This is a genomic window from Caballeronia sp. GAFFF2 (genome assembly GCF_023631485.1).
Classification (GTDB): Bacteria; Pseudomonadota; Gammaproteobacteria; order Burkholderiales; family Burkholderiaceae; genus Caballeronia.
On record NZ_JALQDA010000015.1, the window covers coordinates 122,664 to 141,640 of the forward strand.

General features: G+C 60.8%; 14 protein-coding genes. 5 read left to right on the forward strand and 9 right to left on the reverse strand.

Annotated features, from left to right (window positions below; genetic code table 11):
- Positions 1 to 33: 33 nt before the first annotated feature.
- Positions 34 to 1,047, reverse strand: coding sequence for a GlxA family transcriptional regulator (locus NCT04_RS11220; protein WP_244826049.1), 1,014 nt, complete (start codon positions 1,045 to 1,047; stop codon positions 34 to 36).
- Positions 1,048 to 2,288: 1,241 nt separating this feature from the next.
- Here NCT04_RS11220 and NCT04_RS11225 point away from each other — a divergent pair.
- Positions 2,289 to 4,484, forward strand: a complete 2,196-nt coding sequence (locus NCT04_RS11225; protein WP_250465408.1) for a hypothetical protein — start codon at positions 2,289 to 2,291, stop codon at positions 4,482 to 4,484.
- A 169-nt stretch (positions 4,485 to 4,653) separates the two neighbouring features.
- Positions 4,654 to 5,106, forward strand: a complete 453-nt coding sequence (locus NCT04_RS11230; protein WP_244826052.1) for a GDP-mannose mannosyl hydrolase — start codon at positions 4,654 to 4,656, stop codon at positions 5,104 to 5,106.
- A gap of 67 nt (positions 5,107 to 5,173) precedes the next feature.
- Here NCT04_RS11230 and galU read toward each other — a convergent pair whose 3' ends face one another.
- Complete coding sequence (galU, locus tag NCT04_RS11235; protein WP_250465410.1) at positions 5,174 to 6,124, reverse strand: UTP--glucose-1-phosphate uridylyltransferase GalU; 951 nt, start codon at positions 6,122 to 6,124, stop codon at positions 5,174 to 5,176.
- A gap of 297 nt (positions 6,125 to 6,421) precedes the next feature.
- Between galU and NCT04_RS11240 the strand changes: the two genes are divergently transcribed.
- The 3 genes from NCT04_RS11240 to NCT04_RS11250 all read left to right on the forward strand — a co-directional run bounded on the left by NCT04_RS11240 (position 6,422) and on the right by NCT04_RS11250 (position 9,212).
- Positions 6,422 to 7,495: a GlxA family transcriptional regulator gene (locus NCT04_RS11240; RefSeq protein ID WP_250465412.1), complete on the forward strand. Its 1,074-nt coding sequence runs from the start codon at positions 6,422 to 6,424 to the stop codon at positions 7,493 to 7,495.
- Between the two features lie 68 nt (positions 7,496 to 7,563).
- Positions 7,564 to 8,154 carry a phosphatase PAP2 family protein gene (locus NCT04_RS11245; RefSeq protein ID WP_244826057.1) on the forward strand — a complete coding sequence of 197 codons (591 nt, stop codon included), beginning with the start codon at positions 7,564 to 7,566 and terminating at the stop codon, positions 8,152 to 8,154.
- 125 nt (positions 8,155 to 8,279) lie between these two features.
- Complete coding sequence (locus NCT04_RS11250; RefSeq protein WP_250465414.1) at positions 8,280 to 9,212, forward strand: LysR family transcriptional regulator; 933 nt, start codon at positions 8,280 to 8,282, stop codon at positions 9,210 to 9,212.
- Here the strand turns inward: NCT04_RS11250 and NCT04_RS11255 are convergent.
- The 7 genes from NCT04_RS11255 to NCT04_RS11285 all read right to left on the reverse strand — a co-directional run bounded on the left by NCT04_RS11255 (position 9,136) and on the right by NCT04_RS11285 (position 18,467).
- Complete coding sequence (locus NCT04_RS11255; protein ID WP_250465415.1) at positions 9,136 to 10,248, reverse strand: glycosyltransferase family 9 protein; 1,113 nt, start codon at positions 10,246 to 10,248, stop codon at positions 9,136 to 9,138. The genes NCT04_RS11250 and NCT04_RS11255 overlap by 77 nt on opposite strands.
- A 15-nt stretch (positions 10,249 to 10,263) precedes the next feature.
- Entirely contained in the window at positions 10,264 to 12,180 is a 1,917-nt protein-coding gene (locus NCT04_RS11260) for a polysaccharide biosynthesis protein (RefSeq protein WP_244826062.1), read from the reverse strand.
- Complete coding sequence (locus NCT04_RS11265; RefSeq protein ID WP_250465417.1) at positions 12,177 to 13,226, reverse strand: MraY family glycosyltransferase; 1,050 nt, start codon at positions 13,224 to 13,226, stop codon at positions 12,177 to 12,179. Before NCT04_RS11265 ends, NCT04_RS11260 begins: the two co-directional genes overlap by 4 nt.
- Positions 13,227 to 13,351: 125 nt before the next feature.
- Complete coding sequence (locus NCT04_RS11270) at positions 13,352 to 14,311, reverse strand: UDP-glucose 4-epimerase family protein (RefSeq protein ID WP_250465419.1); 960 nt, start codon at positions 14,309 to 14,311, stop codon at positions 13,352 to 13,354.
- The gene (locus NCT04_RS11275) at positions 14,308 to 15,150 is read right to left on the reverse strand and encodes a glycosyltransferase family 2 protein (RefSeq protein ID WP_250465421.1); all 843 of its coding nucleotides are present in this window, start codon (positions 15,148 to 15,150) and stop codon (positions 14,308 to 14,310) included. The genes NCT04_RS11270 and NCT04_RS11275 overlap by 4 nt, the downstream gene beginning before the upstream one ends.
- A gap of 1,123 nt (positions 15,151 to 16,273) precedes the next feature.
- On the reverse strand, positions 16,274 to 17,230 hold the full coding sequence (locus NCT04_RS11280) for a hypothetical protein (RefSeq protein WP_250465423.1): 957 nt from the start codon (positions 17,228 to 17,230) through the stop codon (positions 16,274 to 16,276).
- Between the two features lie 763 nt (positions 17,231 to 17,993).
- Positions 17,994 to 18,467, reverse strand: a complete 474-nt coding sequence (locus NCT04_RS11285; protein ID WP_250465425.1) for a hypothetical protein — start codon at positions 18,465 to 18,467, stop codon at positions 17,994 to 17,996.
- Between the last annotated feature and the right edge of the window lie 510 nt (positions 18,468 to 18,977).

Genomic DNA, 18,977 nt, shown 5'->3' on the forward strand with positions numbered 1-18,977 from the left:
GGGTCTGTCGAACCGGCGTCCAGTCCGAGTGGATCAACCGTTAGCTTCGCGCCGGCTCTGCATCCGATATTCGGTCGGAGAGATCAGAAGGCGCTTGCGAAAAATCTTGGCGAGCCGGTCGCCGTTGCCCATGCCGCTTCTGCGCGCGATCTTGTCCACCGGCAGTTCCGAGTCGGTGAGCAGCGCGCAGGTCACGGCGAGGCGTGCCTGCAACAGATAATCGGACGGCGTGATGCCCATCTCGATCTTGAAGCGGCGCAGAAAGTTGCGCTCGCTCATGGCGGCGACCTGAGCCGCATCGACGACGGAGATCGGCCGCTCGCAGTTGTCCTGGAGCCAGCGCGCCGCCGCGCGAATCTTGTCGCCCGCGGATGCCGCGCCGCTGTCGCCCAGGATGGACACGAGCTTGGCGGCGGACCCCGGCATCAGGCGTTCGGCCACGTTGCGCGAGATGTCCAGCCCGAGGTCGCGCTTGACAAGCAGGAGCGCGCCCTTCATCGATTCGTAGCGATCGCCGCCATCGGCGGACGGTTCGTCGCGCACGAGGTGGATCATGCTGTTGCCGTAGCGCGCCTGCGGGTCGTTGAGGCCCGGATGCACGCTGCCGATACCCGCGGCTTCCAGCACCTTGCGGCCTTCGGAGATCGCCTTGACGACGGTGGTCTTCGAATTCACGCGGCGCACCCATTCGATGATGCGGTCGTCGCGGGCCGCTTCATCCGCGCCGCGACCGCCGGCCACGAAGAGCGCATCGAAACCGCCGTAGTGACGAGCATCGAGACCGTCGGTCCAGACGCGCACCGACGACGAGCACGCGACGTTGCCGCCCTCCACCGAGAGAAAGCGCACGTCGTACTTGCAGTCGGCCTTCGCTTTCACCGACGACAGTTCGTTCGCCATGTGAAAAACTTCCGCGACGATTCCCGCGCCGAGGAGCGAAAATCCGTCGAACAGCAAAATCGCGATGCGTTTCACCTCGGTCTGAGACGGTCTCGTCGCGGGCGGCATCCAACCCATCACTGCGGGTTCGAGAGTGGCGTAAGGCATGGTCATCCTCTGCTGCTTTTTTGTTCCAGGAGTACGGCTTGCGTTCTCGGCCATTGCATTGCATCAAGGACTTTCCCGAACTGCGCCGGGTTGTCGTGACCGATGGGAACGAGAGGTTGGCGGAATCGATCCGTTGGTGTGAATAATAAGCAGACAAAGTTTTTTGTGGTGCGGATTTTCGCTCTTAAACCACAAAATCTGTTCGGTTGTGAGGGTGACCGCACATTGATATCTATCCCCAAATTCTTTTAGCGCAATCGTCCAAAGACTGACGAAACAAATACCGCGATTCATCATACAAACGTTATGCAAAGCGCCGGCTTGAAAAGAATTCGCGTATCGTAGAAACCGCTTTAGAAACTCCCGCCAAGCCCTAGCGCACGGCCCTGTGCGGCTCACAGACGATTGGGCCCTCGTGGGGGAAGCGTCGAAACTGATTCATCCGTGCAACATCGAAGGCTTGGCGACTGTTCAGACGTTTCATCGAAATCGGAAATTTTTGGTTAATCCTCGATCCGGCGCCTATTCTCCAATTGATTAATTAGCTGTCTTGAATTAGATAAGTTTTGGAACGCTAATAATATTTCCTGGATTATATGAGCGCGCCAATTCGGATTATCAAAAACGCTTTGGACGTGGGAATCAAAAGCCGAAATTAATTAACTTTTGAAACATTTCCTAAGACCTATCCTGCTGCATTGCAAGGCCGCGTTTCGCCGCAAACCACCGTGCACGTTAGACGTGCGCAGCGTGCTTATCCGCCAATGATTAGTCGTTTGCGGCGGTTTCTGTTCTGAGCCCCTTTTTGAATGACCGATTGAAAGAATCTGTAATCTGCAATCTTCGATTCACGATTAATGGGCGTAATCGCGTATTTGACTGATCAGCGAATTCTTCGCACCGAGTCCCGCGCCGGCGGTCAACTTTTCCGCGCCGGCCGGGCCCTTCGTTACGATTTGGAACGCCTCGGGTGTTTCACTCCTGATAAGCGCGCGGTCGTGCTCGAAGATCGGTCTTTTCGACACGATGAAGCTGCTATCGCACGCCGGTGGCCTGTATTCATCGGACGAAGCGGGCTTGCACGTGCGCGCGCGCACGCAGTGGATGAAGAAGTGGACGGCATCATCGCTTGCGAACGGCACCACGCGCGCGCTAGAAACGTTTCAGTTTCGTAGCATCGGCGGCGCTTGGCGTCACGGCTTGCTCCTCATATCTCCCATACGGCCAAGGTCACGCGAACGATGAACGGATTACTCGCACCCCGCTTCACCGCCCTTCGCGTTGGCTGCCTCGCGTTTGCGCTCGCCTTCCTTGGGTCGATGACCGGCTGCGACGACGCCGCGTCCGAGGAAGCGGCGCCTGCCGCCAGCGCGGTGATCATCGACGGCGCCGCGTGGATTCCCTGCGCCGCCGAATACGGCGTCTGCACATTCGGAGGCGCCACGCGCGTGCTGTACGGCACGCCCGCGCAACACGCGATCAAGACCTTCACGGGCAGCGCACGCTGCGACAACAGCGCCTTCGACGACCCCGCTCCCGGCGTCGAAAAACATTGCTGGTATGCGAGCACGACCAAGACGGCAGCGCCCCGCGCGCAGTCCGCCGCGGCCGAACAACAAACCGCTCCCGCCGATACCCCGCCGCTTCGCTGCAGCGCGCCGACACCGCCCGTATCGGCGTCAGTGAGCGGCGATATGCTCGAAGCGGACACGCCCGGCAGTGACGGCACGCGCATGTTCGCGCTGAAGACGCCGGTGCGCGTGGCCATCACCACGCGCGCCAAGGGCGCCGATACCGTCACATGGCAGATCCGCGACGTATGGAACACGGTCAAGGCGAGCGGCCAGTTTGCCGTCGATGCGCGCCCCGCGACTACTACGATCGTCTGCACGTCGGAGGCGGCGGGTTACTTCGCGGTGAGCGCATCGCTCAAGTCGGGTAAGAGCGCGTTGCCAACGCGCGGCACACGGCCCACCGGCATCGCCACCTTCGGTGTGCTGCCGGTGGTGGCTCCGGTGCTGCCGCCCGTGGCGTTCGAGCATCCGGATCAGCATCGCTTCGGCGGACAAGGCGCGGCATATCTCAAGCCGGGTCAAAGCTGCTGTTCCGGCGACGGTTATCGTCCGCTCTATCCCGAGCTAGGTCTCACTTGGGTCAACGACAACCGCAACTGGTACATGACCGAGGAAAAAGGCCCGAACACGTTCAACGCGGCAGCGGACAACCTCGCGCCTTACTTCAAGCCGGGCGATCTGCTGCGCCTCATCCAGCTCGATGGCATTCCCGCATGGGCGAGCCCCACGCACGAGCGCACGCACAGCTACGCGCCTTCCTCGCTCGATGCATACAGCGCCTACATGAAACGTGTCGGCGTGGAATCGAATGCAGTGAGAAGGCGCTGGTTCCCGCAGCAAGCGCACAACTACTACCAGGTAACATGGGAACCGGACTACGAAGGCGGTCTGCCCTGGCGCGACACGGACGCCAATCTCGTCGCGATGTACAAGGCCACCGCCGAGGCCATTCACGCGGGCGACCCCAACGCCGTCGTAATGGGCCTGACGCTGTCGAATCTGGCTTCAAACACGACGTGGCTCAAGCGTCTGGCGCCGCTTGGCATCGGCAAGTATCTGGATGGCGTGAGCGCGCATGGTTATTACGACGTGGGCACGTCGCCGTCGCACCCGCCGGAACGTTTCGATGCCGACGCCTCCACCGCATCGAAAGCGATGCCCGCCGCGATGCGAGAGCTGCGCCGCACGATGACCGAAGTCGTGAAGCCGGGCGCAAAGCTCTTCGTCACCGAGACAGGTATCAGCTACGACCTGAACACGAAGTACGGCCCGGCGACGCCGAACTGGAACGTGCTCTATGCACAAGGCGCGGTGACGGCGCGCGCGCATCTGATATTGCTTGGCGAAGGCGCGGACGTGAGCTTCGTGTTCTATTCCGCCGATCCGCCCGAGGTGGGCTATGGCGTGTTCTTCGATCTCGTGAATGCGCAAGGCGGCTACGGGCAGACGCAGATCAGCCCGAAGCCCGCCGCGATGGCCGTGGCCGCCATGACGCGTCTGATCGACGGCACGACCACGCTCGGCTATGTGAACGGCACGCCCAAAGGCGTCTACGCCTACGCGTTCCAGCGGCTGAATGGCGGCAAGGTGGTCACCGCGCTCTGGACCCATAGCAATGCGGTATGGCCGGGACCGAAGGGCTTCGATGCGTCGCATAGAGCGAACTACAGCCTCATCGTCGATGCGCCCGCGAAGTCCGGCACGGTGACGGTATTCGACATGATGGGCAATGCATCGGCCATGAAGTACAGCGACGGACGCCTGCCGCTCGTGCTGACCGAGGCGCCCATATACGTCGTCTCCGATAACGCCGATGCCATGCGCGCCAACGTCACGAAGCCCGCCGGATACACGGGTCAATGAGCCCTTGGCGAGCGGAAAAACCCGTGGCACACGCGGACGATCTTTCGGCGCTTTTCGCCAGTGTCGTTCATGCCTGTCGCGAGAATTCGCGCGCTACACTGAACGCGCGCCGTGCATATCGCGCGAGCAGCATCCATAACGATTAAAAGCAAAGACCAATGGAGCAGCAATGCTGAACGTGGACGATTTCATGACGGTGGTCCGGCTCACGCCGCTCATTTCGATCGACCTGATCGTGACCGACGGCAACCGCCGGGTTCTGGTCGGTCATCGCCGCAATCGACCCGCACAGGGCACGTGGTTCGTGCCGGGCGGGCGCGTGGACAAGGACGAATCGCTCGATGCCGCGTTCAAGCGCGTCGTCAGTAACGAACTGGGCGTGGCGAGCGTCGAGCGTTCGTCGTCTCGCTTTTATGGCGTGTTCGAGCATCGCTACGACGATAACTTCGCCGGCGAGCCCGGCTTCGGCACGCACTACATCGTGCTTGCCTACGCGATGAACCTGAGCGGCACGGTGCCCATCGGCCGCTTCGATCAGCACAGCGATTATCGATGGCTGCTGCCCGATGAACTGCTCGCACGCGAAGACGTGCACGAGAACACGAAGGCTTACTTCCGCTAAGCCGTGCAGCAAAAAAACGGCGCGCATCGCTGCGCGCCGTTCTCATCGAACCGAAACAGATGATGCTTCAGGCGATGACCGTGGAATCTTCGCTCGTGTCGTCGACATCCACATCGGTGCGGACTTCTTCTGCTTGCGCCGCTTCCAGCTTGCCGAAATGCGCGTTCAGGTAGGCGGCGAACTCATCGCGCACTTCCGGATGACGCAGGGCGAATTCGACCGTCGCCTTCAGATAGCCGAGCTTGCTGCCGCAGTCGAAACGCTTGCCATGATAGCGATACGCGAGCACCTGTTCCTGCTCGAGCAACGCGGCAATGGCGTCCGTCAGTTGAATCTCGCCGCCTGCGCCCGGCTTCTGCTCACGCAGGAAGTCGAACACGCGCGGCATCAGCACATAGCGGCCGACCACGCCGAAGTTCGAAGGCGCGAGCGCCGGTTCCGGCTTTTCGACCACGCGCGAGAGCTTGAAGAGACCGTCGTCCCAGGGCTTGCCCTCGATCACGCCATACGAGCGCGAATCCTTGCGGTCGATCTCCTCGACGCCGATCACCGACGAATGATAGTGGTCGAACACATCGACCATTTGCGAGAGCACGGGCGGCTTGCCGTCGAGCAGGTCGTCCGCGAGCACGACCGCGAACGGTTCGCCGCCGACGAGCTTTTCCGCGCACAACACGGCGTGACCGAGACCGAGCGCTTCGGCCTGACGCACGTACATGCAGGTGACATGGCTCGGCAAGATGCCGCGCACGAGTTCGAGCAGCTTGTCCTTGCCGCGCGCTTCGAGTTCGGCTTCGACTTCATAGGACTTGTCGAAGTGGTCTTCGATTGCGCGCTTGCTGCGCCCGGTCACGAAGATCATCTCCGTGATGCCAGCGGCCATCGCTTCTTCGACCGCGTACTGAATCAGCGGCTTGTCCACGACGGGCAGCATTTCCTTCGGACTCGCCTTCGTCGCGGGCAGGAAGCGCGTGCCGAGACCGGCTACTGGGAATACCGCCTTGCGTACCTTGAGCATCGGCTCACCTCGGTTGTCGGTTGCACGAGGCGTTGCGACGCGTCTTGGAGCGTTCGCGGCCGCCTCTTGTTGTGGGATATGTAGTGGAATCAATCGCCCGATTTCATCAGACGACATGAGTGATGCCAGCTTATCGTCCGAATATCGAAATCATCTGCCAACAGTTCGCCATTATCCGACGATGGCGACGGCGTTTGCTGCCTGCCGCGTATAGTGCCACGCATATAGCTTGGTTTTCCCTCTGCTTTTCGCTCCACCAGGGAGATTACGACACAGGGGATGAACAGGAGAAAGTCGATGGTATATGCCAACGGTATGGCCCGGCTGCAGGTCGTGCGCTCGCCCGAAACCGACGCGCCGCCCGCCGATGTGGCCAGCATGGCGAAGCGAATCGGCATTCTGATCTTCGAGGACTTCTCGCTCGTCGAAGTCAGTTCTATTTCCGAAGTCTTTTCGCTTGCCAACCAGGTTCGCCTGCCTGCTCATGCGGGCTCGAACGCTGCGGCGCCGAACTATTCGCTGATGTTCGTGTCCAGTGAAGGCGGGAGCGTGGCGAGCAGCTGTTCCATGCGCATCTGGAGCGAAAGCCTCGAAAACCGCTGGATGAACGAGTGCGATGCCCTTTTCATCGCGGGCGGCGAAGGCGCGCGGCACGCGCGGCACGACGTCATGTTGCGCAAACGCCTTGGGCGTATCGCACCGAAGATCCCGTTCATCAAGGCTATCGGCGAAGGCGCGCACATTCTGGCGGCGGCGAATCTCACGCTGCAGAACCGTTCGCTCGATTTCGGCGATGAACCCGCGCAGGACGCGTTGTCCTCGGCCTTGTCGCCTGCGTTGTCGAACGCACTTTTCATCGCGGAACAAACGCTTACGCTGGACGATCCTAAAGGCCCGATCGCGGCGGCGTTGTCCATCATCAAGCGCGATCACGGCGCGGCGGTAGCGCGCGAAGTGTCGGAGCGCACGCTGCCGGGCGCGTGGCATAAGCTGGCAACCGTGCTGGAAGACACCGACAGCGGCGGCGTGCGCCAGAAGATCGACGCAGCCGCGCGCTGGATGCGCGAGAACTACGTGAAGCCGATTTCGATCACCGATGCGGCGCGCGTCGCGGCCATGAGCGAACGCAACTTCCTGCGCCGCTTCAAGGCGCAAATCGGGCTCACGCCTTCTGAGTATCTCTTGCGCGCGCGACTGGACGCGAGTTGCATGCTTCTTGCGGGAACGGATTTACCGGTGGACAAGATTGCGCGCCGATGCGGCGCGGGCAGTGGCGACGGCCTCGCGAAGATCTTTCGCAAGCGGCTGTCTATCTCGCCGACGGAATACCGCATGGCGGGACGGCGCAAGCAAGCGGCCGACACGACATAGACTTTATGGCGACATAAGCTTAAACAGCGCATGGACCGATGCGCGCCAGGACGGGGTAACAAAAAAGCATGGAAACGAAAATACTCTGGATTTTTTCCAATCTCGGCGACGCGGCGCTTCTTTTGCCGCTCGCACTCGTTTGCGCACTGTGGTTGCGCTCGGTGGACATGCGGCTCGCCATTCGCTGGGCCGTGCTGCTGACGGCCGGCATGGGATTGGTCGGCCTTTCGAAGATTCTCTATGCAGGCTGCGGCCTCGAAGTGCCGGCCATCGAATTTCGTATGATCAGCGGGCACACCATGCTCGCGGCATCGATCTATACGGTCGCCGCAGGCTTGCTCGCGGGCGGGCTCGGAAGAGCGTGGTATCTGCTGGGCGCGGCAGCGGGACTCGTGCTCGCGGCGCTGATCGGCGCAAGTCGTATTCTGCAGGACGCGCACACGCCCGCCGAAGTCGTGGCTGGCTGGCTGCTCGGCGGCCTCATCGCCTTCCTGTTGTTGCGCCATGTGTTTGCCGTGCCGCGCAAGATGCCGCGCGCGCTCGTGGCGGGCCTCGGGCTGCTCGCCGTCTCTTCGATCGCTTACGGTCATCACGCGCCGTTCCAGCGGATGATCGAACACTACTCGTGGTGGCTGTGCCGCGGACTCGGACTGTCGTGATCGTGCGCGCCGGCCACGGTTGCTGCGCGGCTGGCGGGTTCCAAAGTATGATCCCCGCTTGATCAACAGTTCGACCGCCGTGCATGCCTGCATCTTTGCGCGCGCGGCCGTGATTGCAGACGAGTATGGATCGCTTTCTCGCCATGAAGGTCTTTGCGCGCGTCGTCGAGGCGGGCAGCTTCTCCAAGGCCGCCGATGCGCTGCGCCTGCCGCCCGCGAGCGTATCGCGCACGCTGCAAGCGCTCGAAGCGCATCTCGGCGCACGCCTCATCAATCGCACCACACGCAGCATCAGCATCACCGAAGACGGCGAGGCTTACTACGATCGCTGCGTGCGCGTGCTGGGCGAGATCGACGACATGGAAGCGTCGCTCTCGCATTCGAAGCTCAGTCCCAAGGGCAACGTCAAGGTCAGCCTGCCGCAGGTCATGGCGAAGAGCACCATCATTCCCGCCTTGCCGGAATTCTTCGCGGCCTATCCGGATATCGGCGTCGAATTGCTTTTGACGGACCGCTCGGTCGATCTCGTCGAGGAAGCCGTGGATTGCGTGGTGCGCGTCGGCGCGGTCGGCGATGTCGGCCTCGTGGCCAAGCGCATTGGCGCGTATTCGCAGATCACGTGCGCATCGCCCGGCTATCTCGAGAAGTACGGCACGCCGCGCACGCTCGACGATCTCGAACAGCATCTCGCGGTCGGCTACGTGCTCAACAAGTCGGGGCGCGTGCGCAACTGGGAATTCGTCGTCGATAACGAAACGCGCACCATCGCGATGAAGCACAAGATCGCGGTGAACGACGGCGATTCGTACATTGCGTGCGGCGTCTCGGGCCTCGGACTCATCCAGAGTTCGAGCTACACGCTCGACCCTTATGTGAAAAGCGGCGCGCTCGTGGAAGTGCTGAACGAGTATCCGTCGTATGCGCGCGTGGTGTCGGTGCTGTATGCGGCGAACCGGCATCAGCCACGGCGCGTGCGCGTGTTCATCGACTGGGTGGCGGAGCTGTATGGACGCTTGCCCGCGTTTCAGGCGAGCGGCAAAACGGTCTCGCCGTCGTGACGATCGGCATGGTGCGCCAGTCGTAGGCGCCATACACACGTTCGAGCGCGCGAAGGTCCTGCGCTCGGGCACTCGCGTGAATCCCTTGCAGCTCGCTCAGTTTGAACTCCACTGCATGACAGTTGGCGTAATCGCGCGAGCGTAACGCTGCGCCGATGGTCGTGAAGAAAGCCGTCGTCGGCACGTCGAAGCCCGCTGCGATATGCAGCGCGGCGGTATCGGGCGTCGCCAGATAACAGGCGTGTCCGATCCACGCGATGAATTCCGCCGTATCCCTGGAATGCGCCGCGATGTCGCGATAGTGCGGGTGATCGATCGCGCCGAAGCCATACACGGGCAAGCCGAATTCGTCCCACAGACGCGCGACGATGCGCCCACGCGCCGCCTGCGGCACGCTGCGCACTGGCGTGCTCGCGTTGGGACAGAACAGCACATACGCCGCGTCGGCTGCGTGACGCGCGGGCAAGGGCAAGGCCAGATCACGCAGCCAGCGATTGCGCTTGTCTTCCGGCGCTACGCTTAGCGGGTCCACGCCTAACGCGCGGATGAAGAAATCGATCATCGGCATCGAGGCGAAGCTCGGCCAGAAGAGATGATTGCCGAGGTCGATCTTCGGTTCATCGGCGGGCAGGATTGCGAGCGGCACCGGCAGATCGATCACAACGCCCCCGACGAGCGGCGCGGCCAGTTCATACAAGCGCTTCACGTAGCCTGGCGCATGAGCCGGCCGATAAATCGTAAACGTGAGATGCGGCCAGTGTCGCTTGATCGCGAAGAGCGCGGACAGGCCGATGATCGAATCGCCCAGCGTCACACCGAACGCGTTGATGAGATGAACGCGGCGCGCGGCTGCATAGTTCGCCGTGAAGGGCGTGGAGACGGCGCAGAGAATGTCGCGCCGCGCGTCATGTAATGACGTGAAGCCGGAGGCATCGCTACCGGTGGCTTCGAGATCGTAGGACGCGACGATCTCGCCGTGCCTCGATAACAACGAACCCGCATGGGTCAGCGCATGGACTTCGTCGAAAGTCGTCATGCGCTGTTGGCTCCGTCAGAGCGACGCGCCGCGCTCGTTGGCCACTTTCGCCACTTTCGCCACTTTCGCAACCGGCACGCTCTGCAGCGTGGGGTTGGTCACCGTCTGATACTCCGGCACCCAGCGACGCAGATCGCGCCGCACTTCGTCATCCGCGAGCACGCGATGCTGCATGAGCCACGGCAACAACTCGTCGATGAAGTTTTCTGGCACACCTCGCGCCTGCGCGATCCGCAGTTTGGGATGCGGCGTGCGCGTGGTGGTTTCGTCGTCGGCGAGTAGTTCCTCGTAAAGCTTCTCGCCCGGCCGCAAGCCGGTGAACACGATGCGAATCTGTTCTTCGCTGTAACCGTAGAGCCGGATCAGATCGCGCGCCAGATCGACGATCTTCACGGGCTGACCCATATCCAGAATAAAAATCTCGCCGCCACGTCCCATGCTCGACGCCTGCAACACGAGTTGCGCGGCTTCGGGAATGGTCATGAAGAAGCGCGTGATTTCCGGATGCGTCACCGTGACCGGGCCGCCCTTCGCAATCTGCTGCTGGAACTTGGGGATCACGCTGCCCGCGCTGCCGAGCACATTGCCGAAGCGCACCGTCTCGAACTGCGTGTGCGGCGCGGCCTGCTGCAAGGCCTGACACGCCATCTCGGCGAGCCGCTTGCTGGCGCCCATCACGTTGGTCGGATTGACGGCCTTGTCGGTGGAAATCAAAACGAAGTGGCGCACGTCATGGCGAATCGCCGCGCGCGCGACGCGCAGCGTGCCGAGCACGTTATTGCGCACGGCTTGCCAGGCGTTCTGCTCTTCCATCAGCGGCACGTGCTTGTAGGCGGCCGCATGAAACACGATATGCGGCGCAAAGCGCGCCATGGTCTGATCGAGCAGCAGCGAATCCTTGGCGTCGCCGACGACCGGAATCACCGAGCAATCCGTGAATTTCTCGTGCAACTCCTCGATCAGGCGATACATCGCGTATTCGCTCAGATCGTAGGCGACGAGTTGCGCCGGCGAGAAACGCAGAATCTGCCGGCAGAGTTCCGAGCCGATAGAACCGCCCGCGCCCGTCACCATCACCACACGACCGTGCAGCAACTGTTCGACGTGCGGCATGTCGATTTTGACGGGCTCGCGGCCGAGCAAATCCTCGAGATCGATCTGCCGCACGCGCGACAGGAAACCGCCCTCGCCTTGCGTCAATTGACTAAGCGCGGGCAGCACCATGACCTTCACGCCCGCGCGCACGCACAGCGTGGCGACGCGGCGCTGCTCTTCCGCCGATGCCGAGGGAATCGCGATGATCGCGTAATCGGTCTTGTATTGCTCCGCGACCTGCTGCAAGTCGCCGAAACTGCCGAGCACCTTGTGGCCGAGCACTTCGCGGCCTTGCTTCGAGCGGTCGTCATCGAGCAGGCCGACCAGACGCCATTCGCTCGAACGCGCAAGTTCACGCGCCAGCATGGCGCCCGCAGTGCCCGCGCCGAGTACGATCACAGGCTTGCCCTGCCCGACGAGCCCGCCATAGAGATAGAACTCCTTGGTCGCACGATAGAGCGCGCGCGCGCCGCCCATTGCGAGAAACAGCAACAGCGGCTCGACGATCAGCACCGAGCGAGGAATGACCGGCGTTGGTTGCGCCATGACCGCGCCGATCATGACGACGAGCGCGCCGACGGCGACCGACTTCGAGATGCGCATCAGATCGGGCAGACTCGCGAACACCCACATGCCGCGATAGAGACCGAAGACGCGGAACATGACGCCGTAGACAGGCAGCACCCAGATGAGCGCCATGAATGCGCCGTGCTGAAACTCGGGTGGCACCGCGCCGTTGAAGCGGATCATGTAGGCGACGAGCCATGTCGCGGCAACCGCGCACAGATCGAACGCGAAGGCTCCGGCGGAAAGCCAAGGAGCTTTGTATCGAATCATCCGCGTGTACCTCTAGGTTGTCCGGAGTGAAGCGCTTGATGACGGCGCCAGCAAACATCGACGACTGAGCCTGCCGCCACGACAACGACCACCCATACTGCGACCGCCAGCCACTGGCTCGCGGGAGACCACGCGAGCGCCGAGATGGCGAGCACGACGCCCGCGAGCATCAGCAAATACCACGCAAGCGCCGTCCGCGCGTGGCCGGCGCCGGCTTGAACCATGCGTTGATAGTAATGCTCCCGGTGAGCCTGCCAAAACCTTTCTCCGCGCGCGAGACGCTTGAGCAGCGTCACCGACGCGTCGCCGATGAACGGCGAAAACACCAGCGCCGGAAACCAAACGGGCCACGTGCCCTTGAGCCAGCCCCAATATCCGAGTGCTCCAGCCAAGAATCCTAAGGGAATCGACCCCGAATCTCCCAGAAAAATCCTAGCCGGATGAAAATTGAATAGCAAGAAGCCCGCTGCGGCACCGGCGAGCGCCGCGCTCGCGACGCCTAAATCGATCTGCGGCACGGGCCCGGAGAGTGCCGCGACGGCGTAACCGCCGAAACCGAATAGCGCCATGCCGCCTGCAAGGCCGTCGGAGCCATCCATGAAGTTGTAGAGGTTGACGAGCCAGACCATGAGGAAGCCGACCGCAACCAGCGCCCACCAAGGCACCGGCGCGGGATTCAGCGCGATGAGCAGCGCAACGGCGGCCACGTGCGCGCCGAAGCGCACGCGGGCGGGCAAGCCGCGACGATCGTCGATTTGCGATACAGCCGCGAGCACCACGGTCAAGAGCGCGGCAAGCCACAGCGTGGGCGTGGCGACCAGCATGGCGATGACGGCAACCGGAACGATTCCCCATCCGCCGACACGCGGCGTCGGACGGCTATGAAGCGAACGTTCGTTCGGAATATCAGTGGCGAGGCGCCAGGCCAAGCCCGTGCAAAGCAAGGCTGAGAGGATCGCGGCGCATGCTGCGAGCGATCCCGCCGCGACTAAAGCAGCGGCAATCCATGGAGAACTGACGACAAAGGGTGACAGCGGCTGGGTCATTTCCCGGAAGTTGCAAGGTGAGGTTCTTTCGACTGTGACAAATCATGCCCTCTTCGACGCGGTGCGCGTGTTACCGGGGCTTATCCGTTGTTACCGGACGTTAACTCGACATAATTAGCTCGGAATTATGTTTTCCGCAGACGATACGCGCGATACCAGTCCGCCGTTGCGGCGAGGCCTTCGTCGAGCGTGTACGGCGGGCGCCAGCCTAGCACATCGCGGATGTGAGTCGAGTCGATCTGGAGGCTGCCGGTCAGGCGAGCGATTTGAGGAGATTTGCCGGTGAGTCTGCCTGCCAGTTTCAAGGCGCCGACCGGCACGGAGACCAGCCGCGCGGGCTTATGCAGATGATGCCCTAGACGCCGGGCGAGGTCTGCGACACCGGCATCTTCGCCGTCGGTGATGTGGAATAGCTGATTCGCGGCGCGCGGATGCGTGGCGCAGGTGACGAGCGCATCGGCGAGATTCATCACGTAGCAAAGGCTTCTGCGTGCTTCCACCGCGCCGATGGGCAACGGCATGCCCTTGGCGATCGCGTCCATCAGGCTCAGGAAATTGGCGCGCACATCGGGGCCATAGACCAGCGGCGGACGCGCGATCACGATTTCCAGCCCGGTGCGCGCGCCGAACTCCTTCAGCCTGATCTCCGCTTCGAGCTTGGAGACGCCGTATGGATCGGGTGGATGCGGCGTATCGGTTTCCTTTAGCGGACGGCCATCGTCCAGTTCGGCGAGCGCCTTGATGCTGCTCACGAAGACCAAGCGCCGCGCGCCTGCGCGATGTGCCGCGTCGGCGACGCTGAGGGTGCCATCGACATTGATTGCGCGAAAGGCGGCGAGCGGGTCGGTGGCCGCGTCGCTCATGACGTGGACGCGCGCGGCCAGATGAATCACCGACGCGCACTTTTCGAAGGATGTGGGCGTGATTGCATCGAGCGAGCCGATGTGCACGGGCGTGACGCCCGGCTCGACCGCTGCAGCCTCGCGCACGATGCCTACAGGCTCTTTGCCCGCATCGAGCAGCAAGCGCGACACGGCCCGCCCGACGAACCCGTTTGCTCCGGTCACGCCGATGCGCTCGCTCATAGCCATTTCCAGCCGAAGCGGTTGAAGAACCTGCACGCCGATGTGACGAAGAGCTTGATGTGTTTGAAGCCCTTGCGCGCCGCGTCGCCACCATGATGCAGCACGCGTACCGAGGGCACGTAGGCCACGCGGGCAATTTCGTGGGTACGCAGGCTCAGGTCGTAGTCTTCGAAATAGAGGAAATAGCGCGGGTCGAAGCCGCCGAGTTTTTTGAGAACCTCGGTGCGGAATAGCATGAAGCAGCCGCTGACGATGGGCGGGTCCCAGAGGATGCTTTTATCGCCGATGAGGTCGCGCATTTCGTATCGCGCCAGCCGCGCTTCAAATGGCTTTCTCAGGCTTTCGGGGAGGAAGCCTCGGATGAAGAGGTCGAAGACGGTCGGGTAGCGGCGGCAGAGGAATTGCTGGCTGCCGTCGTCTTCAAGTATGAACGGGGAAAGCAGACCGGCTTCCGGATGCGCGTCCATGAAGGCGATTGCCTGAACGAGCGCGTCGCTTTCCAGTTCGATGTCAGGATTCAGGATCAGGTGGTAACGGCTCGATGTGCGTTCTATCGCGAGATTATGGCCCCGGCCATAGCCGACGTTGCCCTGGCCTTCGATGACGTGCGTTTGAAGCGCCGTTTCGCCGGCAACCTCGGACAGGTTGAACCCTTCGTCCGCTCCGTTGTTGATCAGATACAGCGGCGCAGAGACGCTGAGCTCGGCGGGTAACACACAATGCAACGCGTTATCGAGCGTAGTCAGCGTGCGTTCAAGAAGCTGCCGATGCGGCCGGTACACAACGAGGGATACGCTTATCAATTGAGCTGAGCTTGCGCTGGCGTATAGGGAGTTCAACTGCATCCTTAGCGACTGAGTTCTGAACGCGCCACCCTACCGTCGGACGACGCAGCCGACATTTTCCCTGAAATGCGTCGTGCGTAGGAAATAATCAAACGCGGTTTATGCTGGCGGGATGGTTGCGCCGCCCCTGTGAAAGCCTGCGAACCTCGGTATTTTCCACAAGGTGCTCGACTCGACGCTCTTCCAAATGTTACTCAACTCTTCCGCGGAGCAGATGCTTGGGAATAAGCAGCGCCTGAAGGTTGTGGCTGCTATGGCAAGCGCACGGCCTGCTCTCTCTGATTGGCATAACGCGAACTTTCACCGCGTCACCATAGCATTGAAGAAACGACGTCTGCCTCGGCGCTCCGATGTTGAGGGACGATTCTGAACCGGTAAGCCCAACTGTTGACGTACCGGGTCCCTCGACGTACTCGCTGCGTCAACGTCATCTCTATTTCAGTTCCTTTATGGTCAATCACAGCGAGGAATACACCCGGCATATCCCGGCCATTTTTTCCGCAGTAAGGATTGGCATTTTCCCAGACAGCAAGATACCTTGGGTTCTATCACAAAGTAGCTTCGGTGCTGTGACCGGTACGCATTGTTTCCCTTTCACGATGAAAATGTACGCACAATGACTCCATTACTGGTGCACCACAAAACCTCATGCAATCAACGAAGGGGACACGCGCCGTTGTTATCAGCGTTTAACGCCGCAGCCCGCGCTCTCTCTTTGCTCTTCTCTAACAGCGTGCAGCGTAACCTCGTTGAATTAATGCCTAAGACTTTTAGATGCTGCTTCCGCGAGAGCCTGCGGAGCCTGAGTGCTGCTGGACACACACGTGCTATGACTGGCAGCCCTTAACGAAAAGGAGGAGCGACTGAGGATACGTCCGCGCGGACGCCACCGATCACCTTTTTTCCGTCACGACCGATCGCAATCTGTTCAAGCAAATTAGCCGGGAAGGGCAGCTTGCCAATAAGCCCGCGCATCCAACTAGCATAATCCCGACTGCAGTGAGCGACATACGGACAAGTCGATGGCGAGGCATGCGCGCCGCTAAACGCGGAACGATCGTTAAGCAACAACACACGTCACGTAAGCAGCAATGTTGAACTGCGACCCAATCGCACACTACGCACCCAGTCGGGATATCTGAGACTTCACGTGTAGCCAGATTGACAACTGCCGTTCGAGATATTTGCGAAACTTCCTGTCGCCATTTAGTACGAAGGTAGTAACTGTATTGGCTGTCGCATGCCGCCAATGGCCGAAAATAAGCACAGTGTCGTTTCGCTTGAGCGAATGCAACCATTCAGCTTGATTGGTCCATGCCGTCGCGTGCGCGAGTTCTCCTACCATCGGGTCACGAGAATATGAATGCGCTGCAGACGACTTCATATGCAAAACATACAACGATCGACCATGTCTCTTGATAGCCTCAATTTTTGTTACCGTACCCACCAGCGCGACTGGAAAAGAAGTTGCAGTCTTACCGAGCCAACGATAGGCTGCAAGAAATCGCGCTTCCTCGTAGTAGAAATCCTCCCAATTCACCGACATGCCATTGAAGACGAATTCCAGACGGTCTCTAAGACCGGAATCGCTCGCACACAAACTTCGAAGTTGTATCACTCGCTTCGCCGCGCTAATGTACGCCGACAGAAAACGGCGGGAGTCGCTTGAAAAGAACGCACTGCCGTTTCCTGCCATATCAGCCTTGCAAGATGTTTTCGAACGCTTTGAATGCTGGTCCACGTCGCGTATATCAGCGATCGCGAGCAGACGAAAGCGATATTGTCCCCGTTCGATGGCCTGCAAAAGACCAAAGGAACGACGCGCTATCACTTTCAGTTGTTCCTCGACGTTGAACATGCAGCGCTTGTTATGCGCCACCTTCGGAAATAAGCGGAAATACGCCTTGACCGTGCAGGCTTTGCCCCGACTCTCGCGTGCGTGCTGCGGAACGTAACTGACGGGCGCGCTGCAATACACACATTTCAACGGCGGAGCCTCTTGGAGAGAATCGATCGTCTCGGCGGAGATTTCTTGCCCGTCCATTGTTCTAGCCACCCACATTCTTGCAGCCATCTTTTCCCCTCCTTGTTCGTTTGCTAGACACGGTGAAGACCATGCAATGACGCGATGATTTGATGCCACTTCCTTTCTTTCAGCGCACGCAAGTCAACCCTGGCGTCTCTGCGTGCACTGACCCCAAGACGGAATCGAGGGGCGGATACGAAAGTGCGGGAGACAGCTCGCTTGGTGAAGCCTTGGCTGGCACCTTCAGAAAGCGGACGCTCTGACCCGGCGCCCATCTTTTTCCGCGCGATGCTGTTTTCACGGAGGTTCGCGTTGCTGCTCTTCGGCTGTGGCAGCAGTGACGGTGATGAGCGTCCCGCTGCACACGAACGCCGCTCGCCAACAATGACCACTGAATTCGTGGGCACCGGAGGCACCCTCGCCCTTGATCTCAATGTGCGTCGGTCTTGTAATCCCTGCCTTCGTAGGCCGGGCAAAGCAGAGCATCCCGGCTTAAGTACGCCGACGACCGAGGCTGGACAACGCCTTAGAGATTGACGTTTACAAGATTCTTCGCTGGGGTAACGAAGGGCGCACTGCCGCGCAGGGCCCGACGGTTATGACGTCCGGATTTCTCAGCAAGACGTGAGTGTCCAGATTGATTGGACGCGTAAGTGGCGCGAGCGGAATCGCCAGTCGCTAATGAGGCAGACCACGCCAAGCGGCGTGGTCTGCATAAACAACGTCGATCGACTCTGAAGTCAACGTCGCGTCGACGAACGGGCGAAGCACTGCTAAGAAGAAGCCAATAAGACGAGCTTCAGCATCATCGTCACGTCGATTCGTGATCACCCGGAAAGCACATATGTCCGATGATGAATAAAGCCGCGGACGTGAGGCAAAGCAACGCGGTTTCAACGATCACACCTGCGTCCCAGTCCTTGCTTGACTGAACGAGGTAGCACGCGCCGATCAACGAAAGGGCACTCAGCATATGGGCGAAGCGCCGGTTGAGTCGCCGTTGAGCGCGATTGGGAGTTGCGACACTTTTGAGAATCGTCACTAGACGCTCACCGAAAGGCAGCTTGTCCCCCACGGCAAATTCGCCGTCGGGGGCGCCTGTAACGCGATAGATGACGCCGTCTAGCGAAACTCGAATTGACGTGCGGCGCTCTGTCTTTTCGAGTTCGGTAAGCATCGCGCTCAAGCGCGGCGGCAGCAAAATGCGGAATGACGGCTGAACGACAACGCGGTCGGTCAGGATCAAGCCCCCTGCATAGCGGACTTCTAGTACGGCGATTTTCATAAAGCCTCCTTGGCTAAGAAAGTAGCGGCCTTCGGCGATGTGCCGAGCCAGACTACGGTGGTGAAATTGGACAGCGGTGGATCGTGCGCGACGTATGACCGGTCGCGCAGAGAGCCAGCGTGACGGGGAGTTGCTGAAAACGGACAACGAGCAACGTTCTGCGACCGCGCGTGCGCAAGCGTGGCCGTTGCACAGATGTCTGTTTTCATCCGAGGCAAGGCGTTCGTTCCTGCACAAAGCGCCCTCGACTTGCACGAGAACACGAAGGACGACGGGGCACGGAGACCAGCGCTCGAATGCAACGATGGGAAACGATCGAGGGTCGCTCAACGAGCTCGCGTGCGAACCGGGAGAGCGACTCCCCCGAGAGGCCAGGTATAAAAGAAGTGGCAAGCGCGCGTCAGCCGTGCGCTCAGCTAAGGTCGATGCGTAAATACGCGGTGGGTCCAACCAATATAGCGCGCCCAGTGGACGGTTTCCGCTGGAAAGCTTCGTAAAGACGGCGTCTTT